General features: G+C 47.3%; 24 protein-coding genes and 1 riboswitch. Of the genes, 7 read left to right on the forward strand and 17 right to left on the reverse strand.

The window, feature by feature from the left end; genetic code table 11:
- Positions 1-152: 152 nt before the first annotated feature.
- Positions 153-1,733 carry a sodium/proton antiporter NhaB gene (gene nhaB / locus RCH83_RS05545; protein WP_306519861.1) on the reverse strand — a complete coding sequence of 527 codons (1,581 nt, stop codon included), beginning with the start codon at positions 1,731-1,733 and terminating at the stop codon, positions 153-155.
- A gap of 376 nt (positions 1,734-2,109) precedes the next feature.
- Positions 2,110-4,230, reverse strand: a complete 2,121-nt coding sequence (locus tag RCH83_RS05550; RefSeq protein WP_306519863.1) for a S9 family peptidase — start codon at positions 4,228-4,230, stop codon at positions 2,110-2,112.
- A 212-nt stretch (positions 4,231-4,442) separates the two neighbouring features.
- Here RCH83_RS05550 and RCH83_RS05555 point away from each other — a divergent pair, with 212 nt between their 5' ends.
- The gene (locus tag RCH83_RS05555) at positions 4,443-4,625 is read left to right on the forward strand and encodes a helix-turn-helix domain-containing protein (RefSeq protein ID WP_306519865.1); all 183 of its coding nucleotides are present in this window, start codon (positions 4,443-4,445) and stop codon (positions 4,623-4,625) included.
- Between the two features lie 4 nt (positions 4,626-4,629).
- Here RCH83_RS05555 and RCH83_RS05560 read toward each other — a convergent pair whose 3' ends face one another.
- Genes RCH83_RS05560 through RCH83_RS05575 form a run of 4 tightly spaced genes read right to left on the reverse strand, consistent with a single transcriptional unit; the run spans position 4,630 to position 8,431 of the window.
- Positions 4,630-5,502, reverse strand: a complete 873-nt coding sequence (locus tag RCH83_RS05560; RefSeq protein WP_306519867.1) for a phosphotransferase family protein — start codon at positions 5,500-5,502, stop codon at positions 4,630-4,632.
- Positions 5,442-6,083, reverse strand: coding sequence for a nicotinamide riboside transporter PnuC (pnuC, locus tag RCH83_RS05565; protein WP_306519869.1), 642 nt, complete (start codon positions 6,081-6,083; stop codon positions 5,442-5,444). The genes RCH83_RS05560 and pnuC overlap by 61 nt, the downstream gene beginning before the upstream one ends.
- Complete coding sequence (locus RCH83_RS05570; RefSeq protein ID WP_306519872.1) at positions 6,080-6,328, reverse strand: thiamine-binding protein; 249 nt, start codon at positions 6,326-6,328, stop codon at positions 6,080-6,082. Before RCH83_RS05570 ends, pnuC begins: the two co-directional genes overlap by 4 nt.
- Positions 6,329-6,340: 12 nt before the next feature.
- Positions 6,341-8,431, reverse strand: a complete 2,091-nt coding sequence (locus tag RCH83_RS05575; RefSeq protein WP_306519874.1) for a TonB-dependent receptor — start codon at positions 8,429-8,431, stop codon at positions 6,341-6,343.
- A gap of 43 nt (positions 8,432-8,474) precedes the next feature.
- Positions 8,475-8,571, reverse strand: a riboswitch (TPP riboswitch).
- Between the two features lie 141 nt (positions 8,572-8,712).
- Here RCH83_RS05575 and RCH83_RS05580 point away from each other — a divergent pair.
- Together RCH83_RS05580 and RCH83_RS05585 are read left to right on the forward strand one after the other, a co-directional pair.
- Positions 8,713-9,042, forward strand: a complete 330-nt coding sequence (locus RCH83_RS05580) for a hypothetical protein (RefSeq protein WP_306519876.1) — start codon at positions 8,713-8,715, stop codon at positions 9,040-9,042.
- Between the two features lie 148 nt (positions 9,043-9,190).
- Positions 9,191-10,813, forward strand: a complete 1,623-nt coding sequence (locus RCH83_RS05585) for a BamA/TamA family outer membrane protein (protein ID WP_306519878.1) — start codon at positions 9,191-9,193, stop codon at positions 10,811-10,813.
- 84 nt (positions 10,814-10,897) lie between these two features.
- Here the strand turns inward: RCH83_RS05585 and mutM are convergent, their stop codons facing one another.
- The 5 genes from mutM to radC all read right to left on the reverse strand — a co-directional run bounded on the left by mutM (position 10,898) and on the right by radC (position 13,747).
- On the reverse strand, positions 10,898-11,707 hold the full coding sequence (gene mutM, locus RCH83_RS05590; protein WP_306519880.1) for a bifunctional DNA-formamidopyrimidine glycosylase/DNA-(apurinic or apyrimidinic site) lyase: 810 nt from the start codon (positions 11,705-11,707) through the stop codon (positions 10,898-10,900).
- 9 nt (positions 11,708-11,716) lie between these two features.
- Entirely contained in the window at positions 11,717-12,199 is a 483-nt protein-coding gene (locus tag RCH83_RS05595; protein ID WP_306519882.1) for a hypothetical protein, read from the reverse strand.
- Positions 12,200-12,503: 304 nt separating this feature from the next.
- Positions 12,504-12,659 carry a 50S ribosomal protein L33 gene (rpmG, locus tag RCH83_RS05600; protein ID WP_068067767.1) on the reverse strand — a complete coding sequence of 52 codons (156 nt, stop codon included), beginning with the start codon at positions 12,657-12,659 and terminating at the stop codon, positions 12,504-12,506.
- 10 nt (positions 12,660-12,669) lie between these two features.
- Positions 12,670-12,906 (reverse strand): 50S ribosomal protein L28, encoded by a 237-nt coding sequence (gene rpmB, locus RCH83_RS05605; protein ID WP_260657007.1) that lies wholly within the window; start codon positions 12,904-12,906, stop codon positions 12,670-12,672.
- 166 nt (positions 12,907-13,072) lie between these two features.
- Entirely contained in the window at positions 13,073-13,747 is a 675-nt protein-coding gene (gene radC, locus RCH83_RS05610; protein WP_306519885.1) for a DNA repair protein RadC, read from the reverse strand.
- A gap of 71 nt (positions 13,748-13,818) precedes the next feature.
- Here radC and coaBC point away from each other — a divergent pair, with 71 nt between their 5' ends.
- The 3 genes from coaBC to slmA are packed head-to-tail and all read left to right on the forward strand — an operon-like array spanning position 13,819 to position 16,137.
- On the forward strand, positions 13,819-15,048 hold the full coding sequence (gene coaBC / locus RCH83_RS05615; protein ID WP_306519887.1) for a bifunctional phosphopantothenoylcysteine decarboxylase/phosphopantothenate--cysteine ligase CoaBC: 1,230 nt from the start codon (positions 13,819-13,821) through the stop codon (positions 15,046-15,048).
- Positions 15,045-15,503 carry a dUTP diphosphatase gene (gene dut, locus RCH83_RS05620; protein ID WP_306519889.1) on the forward strand — a complete coding sequence of 153 codons (459 nt, stop codon included), beginning with the start codon at positions 15,045-15,047 and terminating at the stop codon, positions 15,501-15,503. The genes coaBC and dut overlap by 4 nt, the downstream gene beginning before the upstream one ends.
- Before the next feature lie 43 nt (positions 15,504-15,546).
- A complete protein-coding gene (gene slmA / locus RCH83_RS05625; protein WP_306519891.1) occupies positions 15,547-16,137 on the forward strand; it encodes a nucleoid occlusion factor SlmA in 591 nt (196 codons plus the stop codon).
- Between the two features lie 28 nt (positions 16,138-16,165).
- On the opposite strand, the gene RCH83_RS05630 is transcribed toward slmA, so the two are convergent.
- The 3 genes from RCH83_RS05630 to rph all read right to left on the reverse strand — a co-directional run bounded on the left by RCH83_RS05630 (position 16,166) and on the right by rph (position 18,076).
- The gene (locus tag RCH83_RS05630) at positions 16,166-16,540 is read right to left on the reverse strand and encodes a diacylglycerol kinase (protein ID WP_373689748.1); all 375 of its coding nucleotides are present in this window, start codon (positions 16,538-16,540) and stop codon (positions 16,166-16,168) included.
- A 167-nt stretch (positions 16,541-16,707) separates the two neighbouring features.
- Positions 16,708-17,355, reverse strand: coding sequence for an orotate phosphoribosyltransferase (gene pyrE, locus RCH83_RS05635; RefSeq protein WP_306519893.1), 648 nt, complete (start codon positions 17,353-17,355; stop codon positions 16,708-16,710).
- 7 nt (positions 17,356-17,362) lie between these two features.
- Positions 17,363-18,076 (reverse strand): ribonuclease PH, encoded by a 714-nt coding sequence (gene rph / locus RCH83_RS05640; RefSeq protein WP_260657001.1) that lies wholly within the window; start codon positions 18,074-18,076, stop codon positions 17,363-17,365.
- Between the two features lie 207 nt (positions 18,077-18,283).
- On the opposite strand from rph, the gene RCH83_RS05645 reads away from it, so the two are divergent.
- Positions 18,284-19,132, forward strand: a complete 849-nt coding sequence (locus RCH83_RS05645) for a YicC/YloC family endoribonuclease (protein WP_306519895.1) — start codon at positions 18,284-18,286, stop codon at positions 19,130-19,132.
- On the opposite strand, the gene RCH83_RS05650 is transcribed toward RCH83_RS05645, so the two are convergent.
- Genes RCH83_RS05650 through RCH83_RS05660 form a run of 3 tightly spaced genes read right to left on the reverse strand, consistent with a single transcriptional unit; the run spans position 19,133 to position 23,893 of the window.
- Positions 19,133-19,585: a very short patch repair endonuclease gene (locus RCH83_RS05650; protein ID WP_306519897.1), complete on the reverse strand. Its 453-nt coding sequence runs from the start codon at positions 19,583-19,585 to the stop codon at positions 19,133-19,135.
- Positions 19,586-19,594: 9 nt separating this feature from the next.
- Complete coding sequence (locus RCH83_RS05655; protein ID WP_306519899.1) at positions 19,595-21,982, reverse strand: DUF2357 domain-containing protein; 2,388 nt, start codon at positions 21,980-21,982, stop codon at positions 19,595-19,597.
- Between the two features lie 15 nt (positions 21,983-21,997).
- Complete coding sequence (locus tag RCH83_RS05660; RefSeq protein WP_306519901.1) at positions 21,998-23,893, reverse strand: DUF3578 domain-containing protein; 1,896 nt, start codon at positions 23,891-23,893, stop codon at positions 21,998-22,000.
- Positions 23,894-24,005: the final 112 nt, after the last annotated feature.

Raw genomic sequence — 24,005 nt, forward strand, 5'->3', positions numbered from 1 at the left:
CAAGCTGAACTGGCGACAGGGTTTATGACTCCTGAACATGCAAATGATGTCATGACATTGTTGGGTGTTATCTGAAGGCAGGCCATACAGATTTAAAGTAAACTCCAGATAAACGGGGTTTTATTTGCGATAAAACCCCGTCATTTGCAGACTTAGTGAGCCGGAACAGCAGTGGCGCCCGGCACATAATGATGTATCCAGCCAATGTCATAAAACCAATGCGTAACCTCAGGCAAAATCAGCACTGTGCTGACCAGACCGACAACGGTTAAAACGATAGTATAAGGAATGGCCATCCAAACCATTTTGGCGTAAGACAAACGAATCAGCGGTGCTAAAGCACTGGTCAGCAAGAATAAAAATGCTGCCTGACCGTTTGGTGTTGCCACGCTTGGCAGGTTAGTACCGGTATTAATGGCAATGGCCAACAACTCGAACTGCTCGCGGCTGATGCGCCCGGCTTCCCAGGCCGCTTTCACTTCATTGATATACACAGTGCCGACAAACACATTGTCACTCACCATAGACAAAGCACCGTTCGCCAGGAACAACATCGCCAATTGCAGCTGACCATCAAAGGTCAGCACCCAGGCAATCACAGGCGCAAATAAATGCTGATCAATAATCACCGCCACTATGGCAAAAAACACCACCAACAACGCAGTAAAAGGCAAGGCTTCTTTAAAAGCATGACCAATGGCATGTTCATCCGTCACACCACAGAAAGTGGTTGCCAGAATAATCACCATCAGACCAATTAAACCAACAGAAGCAATATGCAGGCTCAGGCAAAGGATCAGCAGCACGGCAATAATGCCTTGTACCCATAACTTTGCAATGTCAGAAGAAGTAATTTTGGCGGTCTGATATTTATCATAAGCAAGCAGTACTTCCTGCACAGCAACAGGTAAACGCACACCAAAATCAAAAATCCGGAATTTTTCAACCACCACAGTGGTCAATAAACCAAATACCAGCACTGGCGCCGAAACAGCACACATCCGCAAAGCAAATTCGGCAAAATCCCAACCCACTGCAGCGGCAATAATCAGGTTTTGTGGTTCACCTACCATAGTAGACACGCCGCCCATTGCAGTACCCACACCGGCATGCATCAACAAGTTACGCAAAAATCCACGAAACGCATCCAGATCGGCTCGCGAGAGTTCGGCAACTTCGGTATCCACACTATGATCATGGGGGTCGATAAAACCTTTACCCGACGAGATTTTATGGTAAATGGCATAAAAGCCAACGCCTACCGCAATCACCACTGCCACTACTGTTAAGGCATCAAGGAAAGCGGATAAAAAAGCGGCCATAAAAGTAAAAGCCAAAGAGATACCAATTTTTGAGCGAACCCGGATCAACAGTTTAGTGAACACAAAAAGCAGCAGGTCTTTGACAAAGTGAATGCCTGCCACCATAAACACCAGCAACAAAATAACCTCAATATTCATCGTCACTTCGTGCATCACTTTGTTGGTACTGGTCATGCCCATGGCAATGGCCTGAATCGCCAACAAACCACCTGGCAATAATGGATAACACTTCAGTGCCATCGCCAGCGTGAAGATAAATTCAATCACCAGCATCCAACCGGCCAGATAAGGATGGTTGATAAACACCAGTGGGTTGATAAACAAAAATGCAATGATGGTTAGTTTGTACCAGTTGGGAGACTGACCGAGGAAATTGTTATAGATGGCGAGCGCTGTGCCAGATGCTTTCATACCTTGTACCCATAGTTTTTATTATGAATATCAGCGAAACAGAATGATGTTCTGTCCGTTCAAAGATAGCGCACCTTAGCAACACTGCCTTGGTCTGAGCGGGTAAAAATGGGCTAAATGCTCAAAAATGCTATCTATGTCAGATTCTTATACCGAGTTCACTCCAGAATGTCCATGACAGCCAGATGAACAAAGCATAGAAATAAGATAAACGCCGGAAAATTTAACCTCAATTCCAAGCCTGAAATTTACCGCTAAAACAACGCTAACATTTGTCCCGCTCCAGACCTCTTGTCCGGCACAATGGCGATCGCGGCCAAAAACAAAAACGCCTGCAGGATGCAGGCGTTATAAAAAGCTTGTTCAGCCGCGCTGATTAAGGCGTTGCCAACAGCGACAAGACAAAAGCATATTCATCGGCTATTTCGGTCAGACGGGAAAAACGCCCCGACTTACCACCGTGACCCGCTTCCATATTGGTACGGAACAACAGCGGGTTTTTATCGGTTTTATGGGTGCGTAATTTGGCTACCCATTTAGCGGGCTCAAAATATTGCACCTGAGAGTCATGTAAACCTGTGGTCACCAAAATGGCCGGATATGCCTGCTTTTTCACCTGATCATAAGGTGAATAAGACAACATATAGTCATAAAATGCTTTTTGTTTTGGATTGCCCCACTCGTCAAACTCATTGGTGGTCAATGGGATAGACTCATCCAGCATAGTGGTTACCACATCAACAAAAGGCACATGAGCCAGAATGCCACGGTATTTTTCCGGCGCCATATTGGCTATTGCGCCCATTAATAAACCACCGGCACTGCCGCCCATCGCAAACACTTTATCTTTAGCGGCATATTTTTCTGCCACCAGATAATCGGTTACATCTATAAAATCGGTGAAAGTATTGATTTTTTTCAGCAGTTTACCGTTTTCATACCAATGCCGACCCATCTCTTGACCGCCCCTGATATGGGCAATGGCATAAACAAAACCCCGGTCAACCAATGACAATACCGGCGCCCTGAAGCTTGGACTGCTGGAGCTGCCGTAAGAGCCGTAGGCATATTGATACAAAGGTGCAGTGCCGTCTTTTTTCAGGCCTTTTTTATACAACAGGCTGACCGGAATTTTGGTACCGTCTTTTGCAGTGGCCCAAACCCGCTCGGTCTGGTAATTGTTTTTATCAAAACCGCCCAGCACTTCCTGCTCTTTTAACAGCCGTTTTTCGCCGGTGCGCATATTCATTTCATAAATTGATGCCGGCGTGGTTAAAGAGGTATAGCTGTAACGCAACCATTCTGTATCCTGCTGATAATTTACATTGGTATAAGCCACATAAGCAGGTTCACCAGAGTCGATATAACGGGCTTTTGCCAGATCAGCCCAAGGCATGATACGGACTTTATTTAAACCGTCATTGCGTTCATTAACGGCAATATAATCTTTAAACAGTTGAAAAGACTCGATAAACACTTTTGAGTCATGCGCAAGTAAAGGCTGCCAGCGACTGCGATCTCCGATCTGATCTTCTGCCACTGTCATCAAACGATAATTAGGAGCGTCCCAGTCGGTCTTAATCACCCAGCGGTTGCCAATATGCTCAACTTCATATTTAAAATCGCGCTGACGCGGCGCTATACTGCGGAATTTGCCTGAAGCGTCATCACTTTTCAGCACCAGCATTTCATTGGACACTGTGCTACCAAGCGCAATGACCACAAACTGATCATCAGCACTGTTGCCAACACCCATATAAAAACTGCTGTCTTTTTCTTCATACAACAGTTCATCTTTGCTGTTGTCCTGACCAAGCTGATGGCGTTTTACTTTGTTGCCAAGTAAAGTTTGCTTGTCTTTTTCAATGTAAAACAGAGCCTTACTGTCGGCAGACCAGGCAAGAGATGCATCCATGCCGGTCAGCAAATCAGGCAAATCTTTCCCTGTGCGTAAATCACGAATTTTCAGATTGTAATTACGACGGCCTGAGGTATCTTCGGCATAAGCAATCAGCTGCTGGTCGGGACTGACCTGATAATTGCTGATTTGATAAAAGTCTTTGCCTTCGGCCATTTTATTGACGTCGAGCATAATTTGTTCAGCGCCACCGGCTTTAGGTTTACGGGCAAAAATAGGATATTGTTTGCCACTTTCAAAACGGCTGTAATATGAATAGTCGCCTTTAACCGCAGGTACCGCACTGTCATCCTGCTTCACGCGGCCGATAATTTCGTCCGCCAGCTGTTTGTTCAACTCCGCATATTTGGCAGCATGCTGTTGATAATATTGGTTTTCTGCGTTGAGATACGACAACACCTCAGGCGCCTGACGTTTATCGTCACGTAACCAATAATAAGGATCGGTTCTGTCACCATGAGGTGATTTCACCTGGTAAGGTTTTTGTGCAGCAACAGGGGCTGCGGTATCAGCCCACGCCATTTGCATCACCCCAAACACCATCATGCCAGAGCATAAGGCCGGTATTAGTTTTAGCATAGTTAGTTCTCTTGTTAGTGTGCTTCATACAGTTACTGCTTTTAAGACACCAAAAGTTAACACAGTGCATACAAATGCTCTAGCCTTTGCGCCCAATTGACAAAAAGCTGCGGAAACGATCAACATCCAATAGCATCAGACAGTTATAAGCTATTCACAAATACCAAATTTTAGGCTTATATTATAAAGCTCAATAACGTAGAGACATGATCATGGCATTAATGACAGTAGCTGAAGTTGCCGCTTTTCTGGCAATTCAGGAAATTCGGGTAGAACGACTGGCACGGGAAAATTTACTGGTCGCAGCAGGTAAAGACGCAAACGGCAAACCTCTGTTTGAACAGGATGATGTAAAAAGGTACAAAACTCTTGCTGAACGTCTTGGCGGGATCTGAACACTCAGCGCTGCGGCAGCAACAACTGCCGCAGTTTGTTCAGCGCCTGCTCCGCTTTACCTCTGCTATCGGGCAGGGTCAGATACCATAACCAACAAAATCCGCTATATAAACTTTTTGCCAGCCTTAACCTTTCAGTTAAACCCGTGTTCGCCTGTGGCCTGTACTGCAGATAAAATTCCAGCATAGCCAACTCTTCAGCGCTATTCATTTGCAAATTCAGCGACAAAGCCGCCAAATCAAAACTGCTGTCAGCACGCTGGCAATATTCAAAGTCAATCAACCAGATACGTTGTTGTTGCAATAAAATATTGCCGCTGTGTAAATCCATATGACAAAGCACTATATCTGCCGGCAAGTTGGTAAAATCGCCGGCTGTCTGCAACAACAAGGCAAAAATCTGTGGGTCCAGCAAATGCTGACTATCAAAGGGCACCGCGTCATACAATTGCTGCAGATAAGGCAGCGGCTGTAGCTCAGGCGTTTGTACTGTGAGCCGGTGTAAACGCACCAGTTTTTCCACCAGCTGCATCAGCTCACCATGATGCAGCTGCCAGTCAAAATGGCGGCTACGGGTTAAAAACTCACTGACCAGCATCCGCTGATGGTTGTTCAGGCACAGTGGCGCAGGCGCTACCCCAACAGCAGCTGCTGCATGTTGACAACGCAATTCCTGCTGCCGGCAAACCCCTTCCACAAAAGGGGCGTAATGCCTAAGTAAATAATGACCACGCTGGGTGTGGATATAATAGTTATCGTTGGTACTGCTGGTGGCGAGCTTTTGCAACGCCAATGGCAGATGATTGGCAAAAAACTCTAACCGCTGACACAGATGCCAGATTTGTTGTTCTGTTGAACTTGATAGCTGCTGCGCCATGCCAGGTACCCTACCGCTGCGATGACGGTATAAATAACAAAAAGTGCACTGAAAAAATACAAATCTTTTTGCAGATAGATATAAATAGACACTGCATCAATCACTACCCAGTACAACCAGTTCGACACCACTTTTTTTGCCACCAGCCAGGTGCTGACCACGGCAAAACAACTGACCTGAGCACCAAGATAGGCAAAGTCAGTGCTGGTGTAGTTAGCCATTAAAAAACCAAGCAACAGACCGGTGCTGAAGGTAGCGCCTATCAGCAATAGGTGTTGCGACAGCCGCCATTCCACCACAGTTTGCGGCACGCCATGGCTGTGCCGGCGCATTTTCTGCCAGTTCCACCAGCCATACAAGGCCATAGCGGCATAATACAGCTGCAACAAAGCGTCGGTAAACAGTTGAGATTGCAGCATAATTTGCAATGTCAGCAAGGTGCTGATCAAAGCAGCAGGCCAACACCATAAACTGTGACGAATGGCCAGCACTGTATAAGCCAGCGCCAGCACAGTTGCCAGCAATTCAATGCTGGTTTGCAGTTGCCAGCCAGCAAGAATGCCGCTTACCAGCTCATTCATGGCCTTAAATCACCATGAATAAACTTCACCACAAACACTACTTTGCCATAGTGTTCAAACGACCATTTAATACAACGTTGCAGCGCCGCCATCACAGTGTCGTATTCACCAAACACCTGGGTGCTCATAGTATTGGTCACCACAATAAGCCCTGGTTCACGGTTGAGCTCAGCAATAAAACCAACAATAGGTTCGATATATTCAGCGGTCAGCGGGTATTTACTGATTTCAATAGAAAGTTGCATGGCGCTTATTCCTTAAAATTGGTAACTGGCACTGATGCCCACACGGCGTGGTTCACCAAACTGTTCATACACATGGTCTGCATAACCATCCCGCGGATCGTTGCCAAAATAAAAACCACGTACAGTATATTCTTCATCCAGCGCATTGCGGCTCCACAGCGCCAGCTCCAGCGCATCCAGCTGATAACTCAGTTTCAGATTCAGCAACGTCATATTGTCTGCCTTGGCAGTGTGGGAATCTGAATAAAAATACCCGGCTTTATGTTGCAAGCCAGTGTTCAGCTGCAGGTTATCCAGCAGGGCCCATTCCAGTGCCAGACTGTATTGAAAATCCGGCGCATGCGCTTGTTCACGGCCAGTCTGATCTACACCCTGCTCTGTGACAAAATCACGGATTTCGCTTTGCAGTACACTGGCGTTGGCAAAAAGCACCAGCTCTGGCAGCAGCTGCAAGCGGTTTTCCATTTCAATACCATAGTTACGGCCACTACCGGCATTGCTTAAATAACCAATAAACTTAGTGCCACGATTCACCCAGCCATTGACCTGCATATCGTCACGCCACATATAAAAAGCAGCAACACGGCTTACCAACTGTTGTTCGGCTGTAGCGGCTTTTACGCCAAACTCAGCATTCCACAAAGTTTCAGGGGCAAAGGTTGGATAGCGTTTTAAAAAATCTGCAATGCTGCTGTTTTTTGGATCCTGAGCTTTGGCCAGAGCTTCACCGTTAATACCCCCTACTTTATAACCACGGGAACCCAGCAGATACAGCATACTTTGTGGTGTCAGCTGATAATCCAGACTTAACTTGCCACCCCACATCCAGTCATCACCATCCTGCACTATCAGGTTAGAGTCCTGATAATCATCCTGATAACGTTCAGCTCTGAGCCCGCCCGTTAGTTTCACTTGTGTAGCCAGCTGATGCTGGCTTTCCAGATACCAGGCGACGTTCTGCCGTTTCAGCTCACTGAAAAATGGATACATTTCACCGGCAAATGAGTCGCCATAGTTGCGGTTTAAATCGGTTTGTTGTGTGCTGAGATAAAAGCCGCTGACCCAGCTTTGATCCAGCGCGACAAAACGATGGTCCAGGCTGTAATTTTGCCGCTCGCGCAGGTATTGATCTGTGGTGGCATAACCATCAGGGTGAATGCCCTGAAAACTCCAGTCTTCGTCATAACCATAGTCGCTGTCAGCATGCAGTACACTGAACTGGGTGACAGACTCAGCAAACTGCCAGCCGGTATAACGGGCTTTAAGCATACCGGCGGCGATATCCTGTTTATCCTGCCCCGGTTCGTCCGACAACGTGGTTCTGTTTCTATCCAGTGAAAAAGCATCATAACCATTGTTGATATCGTGCATATTCAGCACAGCGTCCAGCGTTAAATCTGCTGACACTAAATAACGAAACTTAGTATGCAACTGATTTTCATCAATATTGTTGGTGTCATCCCGGTTTAAAAAGGCATTGTTAATAAAACCATCAGAAGATTGATGTTCTGCCGCCAGACGAAAAGCAAATTTGTCGGATAAAAAATTGTTGTGCACCAGACTCAGCTGGCTGCTGTGGTAGTTGGCAAGACTTGCCGCCAGGCTGGTGCTTTGTTCAAACAGCGGTTCGCCGCTGACAAAATTCACTATACCTGCCATAGCATTGGCGCCAAAACGGGTGGCTTCAGGACCGCGGAAAATTTCCAGCTGCTGCACATCCAGCAAAGACGACAAACCCAAGGCTGAATAATCGATACCGTCGACCAAGACGCCGACTGAAGGGTTAATGCTATCAACAAACTCACTACGTTCGCCAATACCACGCATTTGCAGGTAACGGCCACGGGAGGCGCCGGCGGCAAAATTTACATTGCCCAGTTGTTGCAGTACATCGTCCAGATGTTGGGCGTGTTGACGTTTAATGTCCTGCTCGGAAATCAGTGCCACACTGCCAGGTAACTGCTGTACCGACGACTGGCGAAAATCGCCGTGCACGCTCAGGCGTTCAATGCTTTGTTCAGCCTCGTTGGCATAAGAAAAAGGCGCCAGCAGCGCAGAAGAAATGGCAAAAGAAAGCAAAGATACAGCAGATTTCAGACGCATCAGCAGACGACTCCAAAGAGAAAAATGGATCATCTGCGTATAAGGAAGTCAAAGACACCATCCCTCCGCCGGCATGATCCGGATCAGGTTCTTAGGGTTTGCCTTGCGGCATCTCAGCTTTCGCACCCCTTGGTTTTGCGGCGGCAGTGTATCGGCTTTTCAGCACAGGTGCAATAACAGCACCACAAAGGGGCTTAAACTGCGCGGCTGGCACTTGGCTGAAACTCAGCTAGCTTTAAAACAACGCCGCTCAGGCGTGAATGACTAAGCAGAGGAAAAACATGAAAAAAAGTCTGTATCTTTGGGTGATGACAGTATTACTGACCACAACTTCGGTGGTCGCACAAGATAATGAAGAAGTGGTGTATTCCACTGAAGGTTATTGTTTATTGGCCAATGAAGGGGTCACAAACGAATATTTACAAGCTTATGCCAAAAAACTGGGCGACAAACCGTCGGTCAAAGTATGTAACAGCTTTAAAGAAGTTGTGGCCGAATCGAGGCCAAAAGACTGGGACTATCCTGCCGGTCAGGCGTATCCGGGTAGTGTGATCCGGCTCAGCCCTTCTCAGGTGGCCTTGCTAAAGTCGTTAAAAAAAGCCGAACAATAAAATCTGCTGCTTTGCTCTGCTAAACTCTTAGCAGAGCTCTTCCCACCACTTTGATATTTCTTGCTTTTTTTATAAGAAAAACCACAAGATAAACTAAGCGCTGATATGATGGACTAACCTCTGATGCAGTTTGTGAGGATAAACAAGAATGATCAGACGAATCACTGCATTGCTGCTACTCAGCTGTTGCCAAAGTCAGGCGGCTGACTGTATTGCAGTCAGTACAACACAACCTCTGCCGGCAGAAGCTAAAAATTGGGTTATCGCTGCTATTGAACTGCAGCGTAACGATATTTTTGATCTCAAAAAACGTCATGTGGTCTGGTTTCATCATCTGGCCAACGAATACCATGTCATCACCAGCGACCAGACAATTCGTGACGATTTATTGTTTCAGGCCGGCCAGCGGCTCGATCCTGCTTTGCTGGATGAAACCGAAAGGTTATTACGCAGCCGCCGTTATCTGCGCCATGCTGAAGTAAAAGTCAGCCAATATTGCCCTGACACTGGCACTGTGGTGGTTAATGTCAGCAGTTGGGATAACTGGTCCTTATTACCCAAACTGTCCCTAGGCCATGAAGGTGGCGAAACCAAAACTAATCTGGGTTTTGCTGAAGATAATTTATGGGGTACCGGCAATCAACTGATGGTGGAGTATTTCAGCGACAGTGAACGAAATGGTTACAAAACCCGGTTTTTATCCCCCAATATCTTTGGCAGCTACTGGCAAACTGCCCTGCAATATGCAGACAACTCTGATGGCGAAACTTATCAGTTCCGGCTCAACAAACCTTTTTATCAGCTCAGCACCGACTGGACTTTTGGTTTTGAAGTTTTTAAAGACATCAAAGATATCAGTGAGTATCAGCGTGGCGACGTTTACAACGAATACCAAAGTAAAGTGCAATATCTGGCACTGGACAGTGGCTGGAAAATCAGCCAACAAGACAACAGAGTGCAACGGTTTAGCGTCGGCGTCAAACTGGATGACCGCCACTTTAACGCCAATGAATATTCCACACTGCCACCACCAGCAGACAGGGACTTATCCCAAATTTGGCTTGGTTTTGAGTGGTTTGAATCCGACTACCAGAAACTACATAACTTTTATCTGTTTAATAAAGTGGAGGATATTAATTTTGGTTGGCAATTCAGCGCCAGAGTCGCGGCGCTGAGCACCAGCCTTGGCGCTTACAGTTCCGGTTGGCAATATCAGCTTTCCCTCAACAAAACCTGGTCTGTCGATCAACACAGCTGGCTGGTGCTGGACAGCAACTTTCATCAGTTACACGCAAATGAACTGCCCAAACAACAATTGTGGGACAGTCAGCTCAGGTATATAAGACATCTGAGTGATAATCAGGTTTGGCTGAGTCAGTTAAGGGTAGCTCTGGGTAAAAATCTGTTTCGGGATGAGCGTATTGCCATTGGCGGTGACGAAGGTATGCGTGCTTTCCCGCTGTATTATCAAACAGGAGATAAAGCCATTATCGCCAGCACTGAATACCGTTACATTACGCCCTGGCATGTGTATCAGTTATTTGATGTGGCCATTGCCGCTTTTGTCGATGCCGGCCGCGCCTGGGACAATCCGGATCAGCAGGTTGAACTGGATAATGGTCGTTTATACGGTTATGGCATTGGGTTAAGGTTGCTGCCAAGCCATGCCAGTCGTGGCAGCATTATTAGTATAGATTTATCAAAACCCGTCACAGACAACCCGGAATTGTCAGGCTGGCGCTGGCGTTTTATTGCTAAAAAAGAGTTTTAAAGCAGTCGGCTAACTTTTAACAGGTCACAATCAACAGATAACTTGAATGGTTAACTATCAGAAAATCGTAAACACTGTGACTGGTTAACGCTGGCAATCAGGGCAATACACTGTGCTGCGTTGCCCAAGCCTTATTTCGCGCAGTTCAGTGTCACAGCGCAGGCACTCTTCGCCGCCCCGTCCGTACACCAACAGTTCCTGCTTAAAATAACCGGGTTTGCCATCCACCTGACTGAAGTCTTTTAACGTAGTGCCGCCCTGGGTAATAGCAAACTGCAGCGTTTGTTTTACCACTTCGGTGAGGACCGCACATTCTGCCAGAGTCAGGCTATTGGCAGATCTTGTTGGTAAAATACCGGCTTTAAACAAAGCTTCGTTGGCGTAAATATTGCCTACCCCAACTACCACATGGTTATCCATTAACACCAGTTTGATAGCGCTGCCGCGTTTTAGGCAACACAAGTGTAAATGCTCTGCCGTAAAAGCATCGGTCAGAGGTTCAGGGCCAAGGGCTGACAACATCGGATGTAGCTCACCTTTGGCTTGCCATAACACAGCACCAAAACGGCGGGTATCATTCAGTCGTAATAAAGTCTGGTTATCCAGCACCCAGTCAACATGGTCATGTTTGCCCGGGGGCGTTGCTGATGGCAACATTTTTAAATTGCCGGACATGCCCAGATGAATAAGGATATCGCCTTGTTTTAAATGCATAAGCAGATACTTGGCACGGCGCGACACGCCCAAAATCGGCTCGTTTTGCAAGGCTACCACTTCATCCGGCACTAACCAGCGTAACTGACGCTGACGCACCAACACCTGCTTTAACACCCGGCCTTGCAAATGTGGGCTGATGCCTAAGCGGGAGACTTCAACTTCTGGTAATTCTGGCATTTATCTGACTCACTGTGGCTTAGCGACAGGCTGCACAAACAGCTGCTGATACTGGCTATCTGTTAAAGGGTAGAAAGTGGCCTGCCCCTGACGCTGCAAATAATATTGCTGCTGATATTGAAATAACCACCAATGCTGGGCACTGTCGGCACCAGCCAATAATACCACCACCCGTTCTATCGGTTGACTGTCGATTTGTGGTGGATTTACTTCAGCTTGCAGTTCCAGCTGTTGCCAGGCGCTGGCTATTTCCGCCGCGCTGTTGCTACTTTGCAGCTGCGGCTGAAAATGCCACACCACACCGGCTTGTTGCACATTGGTCTGAGTAAACTGCAACTGCACCAAGGGAACACCTGCAGGAACCACTTTTTCACTCAGAGGCTGCTGCTGTTTTAATAAAGCCAATTGCTGCGGCACTATATAAAACAGCAACATCAGCGCCAGCACGGCAAAAATAATAATATTGTTCCAGTCACGTCGGCTAAGTGCCATCAAATATCCCTTCAACCGGCAAAAAACGCAGTGTAATGCATTGTGTTAAGCCCGCCTAGTTAGCAACTCAGCGGAAAACATTTGCGTGCTGATACAAAAGATAAAAACAACAGCAGGTTATGAAGCTATAGCGACACAATACAACAACAGATAACAGCCCGCATCACCGCTATAAAAGCGGGTTGAAGTTTTGAAGTTTTGAAGTTTTGAAGTTTTGAAGTTTTGAAGTTTACAGATTGAATCCTGGCAATTCGCAGGCGCCAGAAACACAAAACCCGGCAATTGCCGGGTTTCGCTTATTCGATTATTTGATTTTCGCTTCTTTGAAAATCACGTGCTTGCGCACTTTAGGATCGAATTTTTTGATTTCCATTTTTTCTGGCATGGTGCGCTTGTTTTTATCAGTTGTATAAAAAAAGCCGGTACCAGCAGTAGAAACTAAACGAATTTTATCGCGCATTTTCTATTCCTTAAACCTTTTGACCTTGCTTACGCAGATCAGCTAAAACTGCATCGATACCATTTTTATCGATGATACGCATAGCGCGCGTTGAAAGGCGCAGCGATACGAAACGGTTTTCGCTTTCAACCCAGAAACGGTGAGTTTGCAGGTTAGGCAGGAAACGGCGCTTAGTTGCGTTGTTGGCGTGTGAACGACGGTTACCTACCATCGGACCTTTACCAGTGATTTGGCACACTCTAGACATGTCAATGTTTCTCCAAAATTACTTCAGCTCGAGCTATCGTCATCCTTCTGGCCTGGAAGAATGCCCCGGATTTCTGAAAGGGCGCAATTTATACAGGATCCCAGCCAAAAACTCAAGGTAATTCTGCCCTGAATTTAACCGATCTTGTATGCGATCCAATCAGATCTTAAAGCCAGCCGCGTTCTGCAAAGGAAATAACCTCTGCGTCGCCGACCACAAAGTGATCCAATAACTTAATGTCGACCAAAGCCATAGCTTGGGTCAGGCGCTCCGTTATTGCTCTGTCAGCACGACTCGGCTCAGCAACTCCGGATGGATGATTGTGAGCCAAAATAACGGCGGCGGCATTATGCGCTAAAGCGCTTTGAACTACAATACGCGGATACACAGGACTCGCATCTATTGTGCCGTAAAACAGTGGTTCTGCTTTGATCAGCCGGTGTTGGCTGTCTAAATACAACAACATAAATACTTCCCGTTGTTCCATACCCAAACTGTACTGCAAATAATTTTTTACCAGTGCAGGTTCGGTAAACACCACATCACGTTTTAAATCTTCAACTAAAGAACGGCGGCACAGCTCCAGCACAGCCTGGGTTTTGACATAACGCGCCAGCCCAAGCCCACGGTTTTTACAGAATTTTTGCTGACTGGCACCAAACAGCTGCTTCAGACTGCCAAATTCCCCCAGCAGTTCACGGGCCAACGCCAAAGCATCCACCCCAACTACCCCATTGCCCAGAAATACCGCTAACAGCTCAGCATCTGTTAAAGACGCGGCACCATGCGCCAGTAATTTTTCTCTGGGTCTTTCGGCCAAAGGCCATTCTTTGATACTCATCAGCTCTCGTCCTTGAGTTGAAGTTCGTGTTATCTTAGCGGCCTGTTGTTTGACGTCCGGGCCTGTATTGCATGAGCACAGCTGCCAATTCCTTGCCGCTTTATGGCAAAAACATTCTGCTTGGTATCAGCGGCGGTATTGCCGCTTATAAAAGTGCTGATTTAGTCAGGCGTTTAAAAGAACGTGGCGCCGAAGTGCGTGTCATCCTGACACCGGCCGCCAGCGAATTTATCACGCCACTGACGTTACAAGCGCTCTCCGGCCACCCTGTTGGTCAATCTTTGTTAGACCCGGCCGCTGAAGCCGCCATGGGCCATATTGAACTGGCACGCTGGGCCGACTTTATTCTGGTGGCGCCTGCCTCGGCCGATGTCATTGCCCGCATCACGCATGGCATGGCCAACGATTTGCTCACTACCTGCATTCTGGCCGCCAATGCACCTTTGGCGATAGCGCCGGCGATGAACCAGCAGATGTATAAAAACATAGCTACCCAGACTAATTTAGCAACTTTAAATTCACGAGAAGTTCACATTTATGGGCCTGCAGCCGGTGAACAAGCTTGTGGTGATGTGGGTATGGGCCGCATGCTGGAACCGCTGCAACTGGCTGAATTGGTCGTGGCGTTTTTTAATGAAACGCCTAAACCATTCAAAGGTTTAAAAATTGCCATTACCGCAGGCCCAACCCGTGAAGCGATAGACCCGGTGCGTTACATCAGTAACCACAGCTCCGGCAAAATGGGTTTTGCGCTGGCAGACGCTGCCGCCAAACTTGGCGCTGAAGTCACTTTGATCAGCGGCCCGGTGCAACTGACAACACCAACAGCTGTGAACCGTATTGATGTGGTGAGCGCAGAGCAGATGTGTCAGGCAGCACTTGCGCAGGCACCGGAGCACGATATTTTTATTGGCTGCGCCGCAGTGGCCGATTACCGCATGGCTGAAGTTTCCGGCCAAAAACTGAAAAAAACCGCAGATAAAAACGAACTGACACTGCAACTGGTGAAAAACCCCGACATTATTGCGCAGGTTTCAGCTTTAACGCACCAGCGCCCTTTTACCGTGGGTTTTGCCGCCGAAACTGAAAACATCCAGGCTTATGCCCTGCAAAAACTGCAAAACAAAAAGCTGGACCTTATTTGTGCCAATGACGTTTCAGTGGCAGGTCAGGGTTTTAACAGCGAACAAAATGCTGTCACAGTGTTCGGCCATCATATGCAGCAATCCCTTGCCTTGCAGGACAAAACCACACTGGCAACTGCCCTTATTCAATTAATTGTTGAGCAATATAAAAAATGAAAAAAAACATTGAACTGAAAATTCTGGACCCACGCATCGGTACTGAATACCCATTGCCTGCTTATGCCACGCCAGGCTCAGCCGGGCTGGATTTACGCGCGCTGTTAGATGCGCCACTGGAACTTAAACCAGGTGAAACCTTTTTAATTCCAACAGGTATTGCCATTCATATTGGCGACGCTAATTTATGCGCCACTATTTTGCCACGCTCTGGTTTAGGCCATAAACACGGTATTGTGCTGGGTAATCTGGTGGGTTTAATTGACTCGGATTATCAGGGCCAGCTGATGGTTTCCACCTGGAACCGGGGTTCAGACACTTTTACTATCATGCCCGGCGACCGTATTGCGCAGCTGGTGTTTATGCCGGTGGTGCAGGCAGATTTCAGTCTGGTGCTGGATTTTGACCAAAGTGAAAGGGGTGAAGGTGGTTTTGGTCACTCAGGCAAACACTAAAGTTTTGATAGCAGATACAACATCTGATGAATAAGAGCGCAGTATGAGCACGGTGCGAAGTAGCAACCGCAAAGATGAAATTCTGCAGGCGCTGGCCGCTATGCTGGAGAACAACCCGGGCCAGCGTATTACCACAGCGGCGCTGGCCGCTGAAGTTGGTGTGTCAGAAGCCGCTTTGTACCGGCACTTTCCCAGCAAAGCCCGGATGTTCGAAGGTTTAATCGAGTTTATTGAAGCAACACTGCTCAGCACTATCAGCAAAATTTTGCAGGAACATAAACAAACCGAACAAAGGGTTGAGCTGATTCTGCAGATGTTGTTGGTGTTTGCTGACCGCAACCCAGGCATGTGCCGCATTCTGACTGGCGATGCGCTGCAAGGCGAACAAGAAAGGCTCAGAGAAAGAGTGGCGCTGTTGTTCGACAAACTGGAACTACAACTGCGCCAATGCCTGCGCGAACGTAAGTTACGGGAAGGCAAAGGTTTTATGCAGGATGAAGGCGAACTGGCTAATTTATTGCTGGCACTATGTGAAGGAAAAATTCACCAGTTTGTCCGTTCTGGGTTTAGTCGTTTACCCAGCCAGCATTTTTCAGTTCAATGGGCCTTGTTACGGCAAAGTCTGTTTCAGTAAAACCAAAACAGCCAGAGCTACCACGGCTTTAGCCAAATTTTTGCCAGAGCGCCACTCCCCAGACCACGGCCACCACAGTCAGACTTAAAGTCACTGCAGCAGAGCCCAGATCTTTCGCCCGGCCAGATAATTCATGCCGCTCTAAACTCACCCTGTCGGTCAGGGTTTCAATGGCAGAATTGAGCAATTCCACTATTAACACCAGCAATAACACCGACACCAACAAAGCCCAGTGCTGCGCCGATTGTGCCAACCAAAAAGACAAAGGCAATAGCAGCATAGCTAGCACTGCTTCCTGCCGGAAGGCTGCCTCAAAACGCCAGGCGGCTACAAAACCTTTGCGTGAACATTCAGTAGCTTTAAGCACGCGGCCCAAGCCGCTGCCATTAGGTTTATTAATCACTGTAGTTACCGTCTGCTTGATCCTGAAAATTCCGGCATGCCGCGCTGCTGAATGCCTGCTGCGCTATTCCATGCCGTCAACTGCCGCTACGGGCAGCAGAGCCTGATGTTGCTCTGCCCCCTGCCATGCTGTTATCGCAATATTCTCTGAAGAAAAGCTTAACAGCGTTAAATATTTACACCGTATTGTGCTCTGTAAGCGGTAACAGCATCCAGATGCTGTGCCAGCTCAGGTTTACCCTGCAGGTAGTTAATCAGGTCGTTCAGGCCAATAATGGACACCACTTTGGTGCCAAAATCGCGTTCAACTTCCTGGATGGCCGACAATTCGCCCTGACCACGTTCCTGCCGGTCCAGCGCAATCAGCACACCGGCAAGCTGTGCACCCTGCGCCTGAATGATCTGCATCGATTCACGAATGGCAGTACCTGCTGTGATCACATCGTCCACCAGCAAAATACGGCCATTGAGCGGCGAACCCACTAAATTGCCACCTTCACCATGGGTTTTGGCTTCTTTGCGGTTAAAACAATAAGGCACGTCGCGCTGATGATGATCAAACAGCGCTACTGCCGTAGTAGTGGCAATAGGAATACCTTTATAAGCCGGGCCAAACAGCACGTCGAATTCAATACCGGAATCCTGCACTGCCGCAGCATAAAAACGGCCTAATTTTGCTAAGTCGCCGCCGGTATTAAATAAACCGGCATTAAAAAAATACGGGCTGGTACGGCCTGATTTCAAAGTGAAAGAGCCAAATTTCAGCACCTGACGGCTCAGGGCAAACTCAATAAATTCAATCTGAAAAGCTTTCATTCCCACCTCAGGCTAAAACACGTTTTTGTTCGTCAATAATTTCGCGGATAGCAGTTTTGGCCAGCGCCATCATGTCCTGCATTTCTTCAAAACTAAAAGGCTCAGCTTCAGCAGTGCCCTGAATTTCAATCAGTTTGCCGGTTTCGGTCATCACCACGTTCATATCGGTGTCGGCAGCAGAGTCTTCGGTGTATTCAAGGTCGGCTACTGCTTCGCCTTTATAAATACCAACAGAAACCGCGGCTACCATATATTTCAGTGGGTTGGTTTTAATGCTGCCTTTGGCGCGTAAAAAACTTAAGGCGTCACATAAAGCCACACAAGCACCGGAAATAGCTGCGGTGCGGGTGCCCCCGTCGGCCTGAATCACGTCACAGTCAAAAGTGATAGTGTTTTCGCCCAGCAAAGATAAATCCACAGCTGCGCGCAGGGCACGGCCAATCAGGCGCTGAATTTCCATAGTGCGGCCACTTTGTTTACCACGGGCAGCTTCGCGATCGTTACGAGTGTGGGTGGCACGTGGCAACATGCCGTATTCGGCGGTGATCCAGCCTTTGCCTTGTCCTTTCATAAAACGTGGCACACCTTCTTCAATAGAAGCGGTACAAAGTACTTTGGTATTGCCAAACTCAACCAACACCGAACCTTCGGCATGCGCGGTAAAGTTGCGGGTGAAACTGATAGGACGAATTTGACTGGCTGTTCTGCCGCTTGGACGCATGAAGGACCTCTGTATGCTGGGTTGGCTGAAATTTCAATCGCACATTATAGGGGCTTGCGCGCGGCAAAGCCATCAGCAATCAAGCGGCATTTAGTGCCGGCTTTGACACTACACAAGCCGCCAACAACACAAATTTCGCTATTACGCCGCTTCTGGGTATACTCAGTTTTTTGTAGTTTTTTAAAGGACACTTGCATGATCCATAGCATGACCGCATTCGCCCGCCACGAAATTAAAGCCAGCTGGGGCAACGCAGTATGGGAAATCCGCTCAGTTAACCAAAGATATCTCGAGAGTTATTTTCGGTTACCTGAGCAGTTCCGTGGCATAGAAACGCTGTTACGCGACAAACTGCGGCAAAACCTCAACCGCGGCAAACTGGAAATTAACCTGCGTTACAACGCCGCCAACGCCACCGGCGAGCTGAAAATTAACGACGCTTTTGCCGCACAACTGCTGCAATCGGCGCAGCAACTGCTGGATAAATGCCCGCAAGCCCAACTGAATGTGGCTGATATTCTGCGCTGGCCAGGTGTGATGGAAACCCAGGAAGCCGACATGGACAGCCTGCAAGCTGAGTTACTGGCCGGTTTTGATATCGCACTCAAAGACTTTCAGGCCGGCCGTGGCCGCGAAGGCGCTGCTATAGAACAAATGCTGCGCGACCGCCTCGACCAGATTGCCGGCCACGTCGCCACCCTGCGCACTCATCTGCCACAAGCGCTGCAATGGCAACGCGACAAAATGCACACACGTTTGCAGGAAATCAAAGCAGATATCGACAATAACCGCCTGGAACAAGAAATGGCTTTCCTGGCACAAAAATCTGACGTGGCCGAAGAGCTCGACCGCCTCGACGCTCATATCAAAGAAACCCGCCACAGCTTAAAACAAGGCGGCGCCGTCGGCCGCAGGCTCGATTTTATGATGCAGGAATTTAACCGCGAAGCGAATACGCTATCTTCCAAGGCAATTTCTACTGAGATCACCAATACGGCGGTAGAGCTGAAGGTTTTGATTGAGCAGATGCGGGAGCAGATCCAGAACGTTGAATGATTATGACGGAGGTAATTCGCTAAAAGAATTACCTCCGCGCAACCAAGCGCTTATAAGTTCAAGCAATTGTTCAGTGTTATATCTGGCTTTGCCTTTTAATGCACACTCCCACACCAGTAACACCCGCCAGCCCAACTCACGCAACTTGTCCTGCACAGCTTCGTCGTGAACCCTGTTTGCGCTGATTTTCCGGCGCCACCATTCGGTGCGGCTTTTAGGCCAGTGGAACATGGCACATTGATGCTGATGCCAGAAACATCCCTGAATAAAGATAACGGCTTTATATTTAGGAAAAACCAGATCCGGTTTGCCGGGCAAGTCTGCTGCATGCAACCGGTAACGGAAACCGGCCTGATGCAGGCTGCGGCGCACCAGCATTTCAGGCCTGGAATTTTTCCCCTTAATTGCCGCCATATTCCGGCTGCGGGTAGCGGTATTATGCACATCAGTCATAACGCATGATCACCCGTGATAACGATAGTTCGGCATCACCTCTGAATATACAGACTCAATCTCATTAAATTGACTGACAGTTGCAAGTTTTTGCCTTGTGGTGAGGCGTAACTGGTGCTTAAGGTTATCAAAACCAGCGAGAGGTTTATCTAGCAAAAAAGCCGGTCCAAATTCAAACAACCAGTATAACTTTTGATTGCGGGCATCAGCTGAACTGAGCTCCAAACCTGTGTGCTGCTTAGTTAACTCTGTACGTTTTACCAGTTTCACTTTTTTCACCGGCCAGATATAGCGCGCAATGCGCTCCGGCTGACTTGTATCTTCAGTGGCAATTACGCAATAACGCACTTCGTTAATTACATTTTGCTCCAGATTTTCCCGCTCTGTAGCTTCCAGCCTGGTGTGATAACAAGTGGCTGTTCCCTGCTTAAAGCTATTGATATAAACGGCGTCTCTGCCAGTCTCCGGGGCGGCGGTAATAACCAAAGTCAGGTCAGGATAAAATACCTGCTGCATACCATGGTGCGGAATACGTGCAGAGTCCTCCATCAGATATCTGTCAACGGATTCAGCCATGGTAAAAGCAGGATTGTGTGCAAACTGCTTTTGTAAAAAAGCTTTAAGCCATAAACAACCATTGTCACCGTTTGCTGAGGGCAGCAGTGGGAAAGCACCTATACCTATTGAATCTATTGCTTCGGCGTATGTGCTGACGGCAGGAGGTTGCTGCTGGTTATTTGCCCCAGGGTAAAGTGCGTAAGCCCCATACACAGAACGACTTTTATGTTTTTGCTCACCGTTTTTTTCAACATGAATCAATGCATCCCGGTATCTGTGCATCTGATAAATGGCATCAGCAGGTACAAGATCCTGTTCCGCATCGTCTGATTTATTGTCAATCCGGTATTTCGCATCAAACAACCACATCAGCCTCAACTCACCGGCAAAGGTGGCCTCCAGCACTATATCGGGTTTGTGGTCGTACAACCAGGAGCGGACCGGCTTTGTCTTTTCACCAAATTTAGGTTCATGCGCCAGTCGTATCGTTAAACCATCTTCGCGGGTAAAAATGTAGGAGTCAGCCAGCACATCATCAAACTTATTCGATGCCCCGGTATGCGCAACACGAAATGGTTTTTGCGGTTTTTCTGTAAAACCTAAATCTGTAGTTAAAATCCGCCGGATTTCAAGGAAACACCACACTTCATACAATTCATCTATGGTCTTCATCGAAACCGAACTTTGGCTGCCCATCACGTCCAGATAGCGTTTTAACTCGTGCCATGCCTGATATACACCGCTGTAGCCGGTTTTTTGCTGCAAGACCAGCGACTCTTTGCTCATGCCTTTAAATGAGCCGACTTCTTTAAACATCGGATGATACAGGTATTTTTCCAGTGTTTTTTGCCAGTCGTTGAGTTGGCCGGAAAACGTTTCAGAAAAAACCTGGGCATCCGGCCTTTTGTTGGCTTCATTAACCAGACTTATAAATCTGCCAAGCTGGAAATGCGCATATTGCACTACCATTTTGATAAAGCGGTTCTCGGGCGTATCCAGGCTCAGAATTTTGCGTTTAGTCACATAGCTGTTGTGATAATTCTGAACGCTAAAGTCCTGCGACAGCTTTTCCTGTAAAGTTACCGATTGCTTACCTTTCAGCCGCTCAGCTTTTACCCTGCGCTCTACCTGAACCAAACGACTGTGGGGAGCATTTGAAAGAATACGGATATTTTTCTCAAATTTGTTTCGCAAACCAGTAAAGCGGGCAAGCCACAACAACGGAAAATTATGATTGGATTGTCTTGTTGCATCGGCTGTTGATTCGGTGCTGTTACCAAAAGCAAAACGCCATAATGGATAGTCACTATCAAGTCGCCGGTAAATTGCCTGTAAATCGGAATCCAGATCCATTTTGGTTGGCAACACAACAAATTTGACCGCAATGTATTGGGGTTTGCCGTTGCTGCTGTAACTAAATGGCAATGAAAACCAGCCTACATTGTTGCCAAAATTCAGGGTGCCACTGAGCAATAACTGATTACCCAGTTTTTTAGTGCGGAATGAACTCTGGATTGCTGAAAGTTTATGCGTGATCTGAGGCTGAGGTTCAGCATCTGAATAATGTTTAAACACCAGCTCAAACATATAATCGGTATTTTCAAACAGCAGGGCTTTAGGGCTAATCAGTGCGCCAACCTCAGCATTAAGAGGAGTAGATACTTGCTCTACTCCAAAAGCGCCGACATGCAATAGCTGGTCAAAGGCAACCACACCTAAAGGTGCAACTTTGCCCCGACTGGCCATAGTTTTAGCCAGTACGCGTTGTTTACCCGTGACATCGGGGCCATAAAGCGCCAGTTGCCAATCGCTGGTATCTATCAGAAGAAGTTCGCGCATCCCTGAACTCAAACCTTAAGGCCAGAAACTGGTAAAGCTGTTGCGCTCCAGCCGGTTCTTCATCCATTCCAGTTTAGCTTTACTGCGGCATGGAACCGTTAAAGGTGTAGTTGCTGAAGCACTTACCCTCATCAGATCCGGACGTTCTTTCTCCCACACTACAAGCAATTGGACGGAAAGTACTCTTTGCAGCTCGTCCAAAATCGTCTGAGTACTTTGAGCGCCACCGGAAAAACTGGCCAGTTTTTCATCATCACCTTCTATACGCGGTAATACTTTACACATCAGAAAGTCATCCCAAACGGCCTGCAATTCTTCGTCATTCTGCGGATTTTGACATATCACTGCCAGCAACAACTCGTTTAACGCCCTGTAAGCCAGTTCAAACGGCGTATCAGTTAATACCTGATTGACGGCCTTCAGAAATCCAATCGTTTTTTGTCCGTCAGGGTCAGAGACACAACCTCCCATCATATCTGAGGAGGCATTAGACAACCGCGGGAACTGCAATTTTACCGGCTGAGGCTGATTCTCAGGGGACAAAAGCTGATCAAAATTATTTGGGAAAAAACGGCCAAAATCAAAAGTAAGGGCACGATCTATCACTTTTCTGGAAAAACCGTGTGTGGTTTCATCCATATTCACAGTACCCGCAACCACCAGATTAAAAGGCACCGGAATACCGTGTTGCAGAAAAGCCCCCCAGAGTTGCAGATCCGCGGCACTGTTTTTAATATCCAGCCCCAAATCTGTCGCCAAAGCAGTTCTGTGCTGTTCTTCAACTGCATTTAGCGTTGAGGCAGTCAGTAAAGGTAAGCAGGAGTAGGCATACTCTTTTCCTGTAGATGACAATTCAGAAGCATTTAACCAGTGACGGCTTTCAATCACCGACAAATAGTCAGCAAAATATTGTTCTACCGGTGCCAGATTCATTTCATCCAGACACAACCAATAAGTTTTAATATCATCCAGTGCTTTCGCAGACCACCACCCTGTTTTTCCGCCAGCCAGAGTAATTATCTGAGCGCCTGTGGCTTTCCACGCCCTGACCATAAATTTGAGGGCATCAGTAACAATAAACTTCGGAGCGCCACCAATCCTGGAAACGTAACCCAATAAGTCTGACGGCTCATGCCAGTCTGGTCTTACCGGAACCATCTGGAAGAACTCCTGAACACTGCCCTGCGCTTCAGCTTGTTTGCGCACGAATCTGGACTTACCGGTACCTGAGATACCGGCCAGGAGGAGGAATGGTTTTGATAAACGGGTCATACCCTTGGTCTCCATCGCTGGTTCTGCCCGGTGATTTAAGTAATTAAGTAATAATTGCTCAATATCGAGGTCTGCTATCTTTTGATACATCAAAAGTAGTGCTTCGAGGTCTGCTTTGAGTACTTCATCCGATGGTATCTGCGATGCATCGTAATATTTGGCGGCTATATTGGGTTTTTCATAAGACTTGCCGAGTGTGGTTTTTGCTTTTAAGTCGATGTAAGGAAGACCCCACTGAGACAACTCAGGGATTGAGTTTAATAAAATACTTTTTATTTTTTCTGCTCGCGTTCCTGCTTCCTTTTTCCCTAAGTTACTCGTCGGAGCGGTTGTTCCTTGGTTTAAAGACAAATAAAACCCAGATCCGTCAGCACTGAACAAATAGACTGGATATATTCCATCTTGTGTAGTTGATGTAATTTCAGGATTTAGAATGGATACCCATGGCACATCAGCCCATCGTCCGTTTCCAACACTCGCTTTAACTAAAAAGGAAGGTGCGCAACTTTCTACAAATGCAGCGATCTCATCGTTAATGTCCTGCCGCAGAAATGTCGCTAAAACATGTCCGGTAAACTGTTCAGTTTTAGCCTGTAACCAGCCATTTAAAAATTCACTAAATTTCTCACTTAAACTCATGCCTAATCCTTTATTCAGACAAGAAATAAAACACGCTTAGCATTTCCACGCAGTATTTTTTATTTGTAAAACGTCAATGCGACAAAACTAAGCATTTATAGGCTTTAAACCT

It is taken from the genome of Rheinheimera sp., assembly GCF_030824435.1.
Taxonomy (GTDB): domain Bacteria; phylum Pseudomonadota; class Gammaproteobacteria; order Enterobacterales; family Alteromonadaceae; genus Pararheinheimera.

Excerpts from the sequence above, each read along its gene's own strand:
- mutM (WP_306519880.1), bottom strand. The coding sequence starts at position 11,707 with ATGCCAGAATTACCAGAAGTTGAAGTCTCCCGCTTAGGCATCAGCCCA.
- rpmG (WP_068067767.1), bottom strand. The coding sequence starts at position 12,659 with ATGCGCGATAAAATTCGTTTAGTTTCTACTGCTGGTACCGGCTTTTTT.
- pyrE (WP_306519893.1), bottom strand. The coding sequence starts at position 17,355 with ATGAAAGCTTTTCAGATTGAATTTATTGAGTTTGCCCTGAGCCGTCAG.
- RCH83_RS05570 (WP_306519872.1), bottom strand. The coding sequence starts at position 6,328 with ATGCAACTTTCTATTGAAATCAGTAAATACCCGCTGACCGCTGAATAT.
- RCH83_RS05595 (WP_306519882.1), bottom strand. The coding sequence starts at position 12,199 with ATGGCACTTAGCCGACGTGACTGGAACAATATTATTATTTTTGCCGTG.
- coaBC (WP_306519887.1), top strand. The coding sequence starts at position 13,819 with ATGAGCACAGCTGCCAATTCCTTGCCGCTTTATGGCAAAAACATTCTG.
- RCH83_RS05585 (WP_306519878.1), top strand. The coding sequence starts at position 9,191 with ATGATCAGACGAATCACTGCATTGCTGCTACTCAGCTGTTGCCAAAGT.
- RCH83_RS05580 (WP_306519876.1), top strand. The coding sequence starts at position 8,713 with ATGAAAAAAAGTCTGTATCTTTGGGTGATGACAGTATTACTGACCACA.
- RCH83_RS05550 (WP_306519863.1), bottom strand. The coding sequence starts at position 4,230 with ATGCTAAAACTAATACCGGCCTTATGCTCTGGCATGATGGTGTTTGGG.
- slmA (WP_306519891.1), top strand. The coding sequence starts at position 15,547 with ATGAGCACGGTGCGAAGTAGCAACCGCAAAGATGAAATTCTGCAGGCG.
- radC (WP_306519885.1), bottom strand. The coding sequence starts at position 13,747 with ATGAGTATCAAAGAATGGCCTTTGGCCGAAAGACCCAGAGAAAAATTA.
- RCH83_RS05650 (WP_306519897.1), bottom strand. The coding sequence starts at position 19,585 with ATGACTGATGTGCATAATACCGCTACCCGCAGCCGGAATATGGCGGCA.
- RCH83_RS05555 (WP_306519865.1), top strand. The coding sequence starts at position 4,443 with ATGGCATTAATGACAGTAGCTGAAGTTGCCGCTTTTCTGGCAATTCAG.
- RCH83_RS05560 (WP_306519867.1), bottom strand. The coding sequence starts at position 5,502 with ATGGCGCAGCAGCTATCAAGTTCAACAGAACAACAAATCTGGCATCTG.
- RCH83_RS05645 (WP_306519895.1), top strand. The coding sequence starts at position 18,284 with ATGACCGCATTCGCCCGCCACGAAATTAAAGCCAGCTGGGGCAACGCA.
- nhaB (WP_306519861.1), bottom strand. The coding sequence starts at position 1,733 with ATGAAAGCATCTGGCACAGCGCTCGCCATCTATAACAATTTCCTCGGT.
- pnuC (WP_306519869.1), bottom strand. The coding sequence starts at position 6,083 with ATGAATGAGCTGGTAAGCGGCATTCTTGCTGGCTGGCAACTGCAAACC.
- RCH83_RS05660 (WP_306519901.1), bottom strand. The coding sequence starts at position 23,893 with ATGAGTTTAAGTGAGAAATTTAGTGAATTTTTAAATGGCTGGTTACAG.
- RCH83_RS05575 (WP_306519874.1), bottom strand. The coding sequence starts at position 8,431 with ATGCGTCTGAAATCTGCTGTATCTTTGCTTTCTTTTGCCATTTCTTCT.
- RCH83_RS05655 (WP_306519899.1), bottom strand. The coding sequence starts at position 21,982 with ATGCGCGAACTTCTTCTGATAGATACCAGCGATTGGCAACTGGCGCTT.
- rpmB (WP_260657007.1), bottom strand. The coding sequence starts at position 12,906 with ATGTCTAGAGTGTGCCAAATCACTGGTAAAGGTCCGATGGTAGGTAAC.
- rph (WP_260657001.1), bottom strand. The coding sequence starts at position 18,076 with ATGCGTCCAAGCGGCAGAACAGCCAGTCAAATTCGTCCTATCAGTTTC.
- dut (WP_306519889.1), top strand. The coding sequence starts at position 15,045 with ATGAAAAAAAACATTGAACTGAAAATTCTGGACCCACGCATCGGTACT.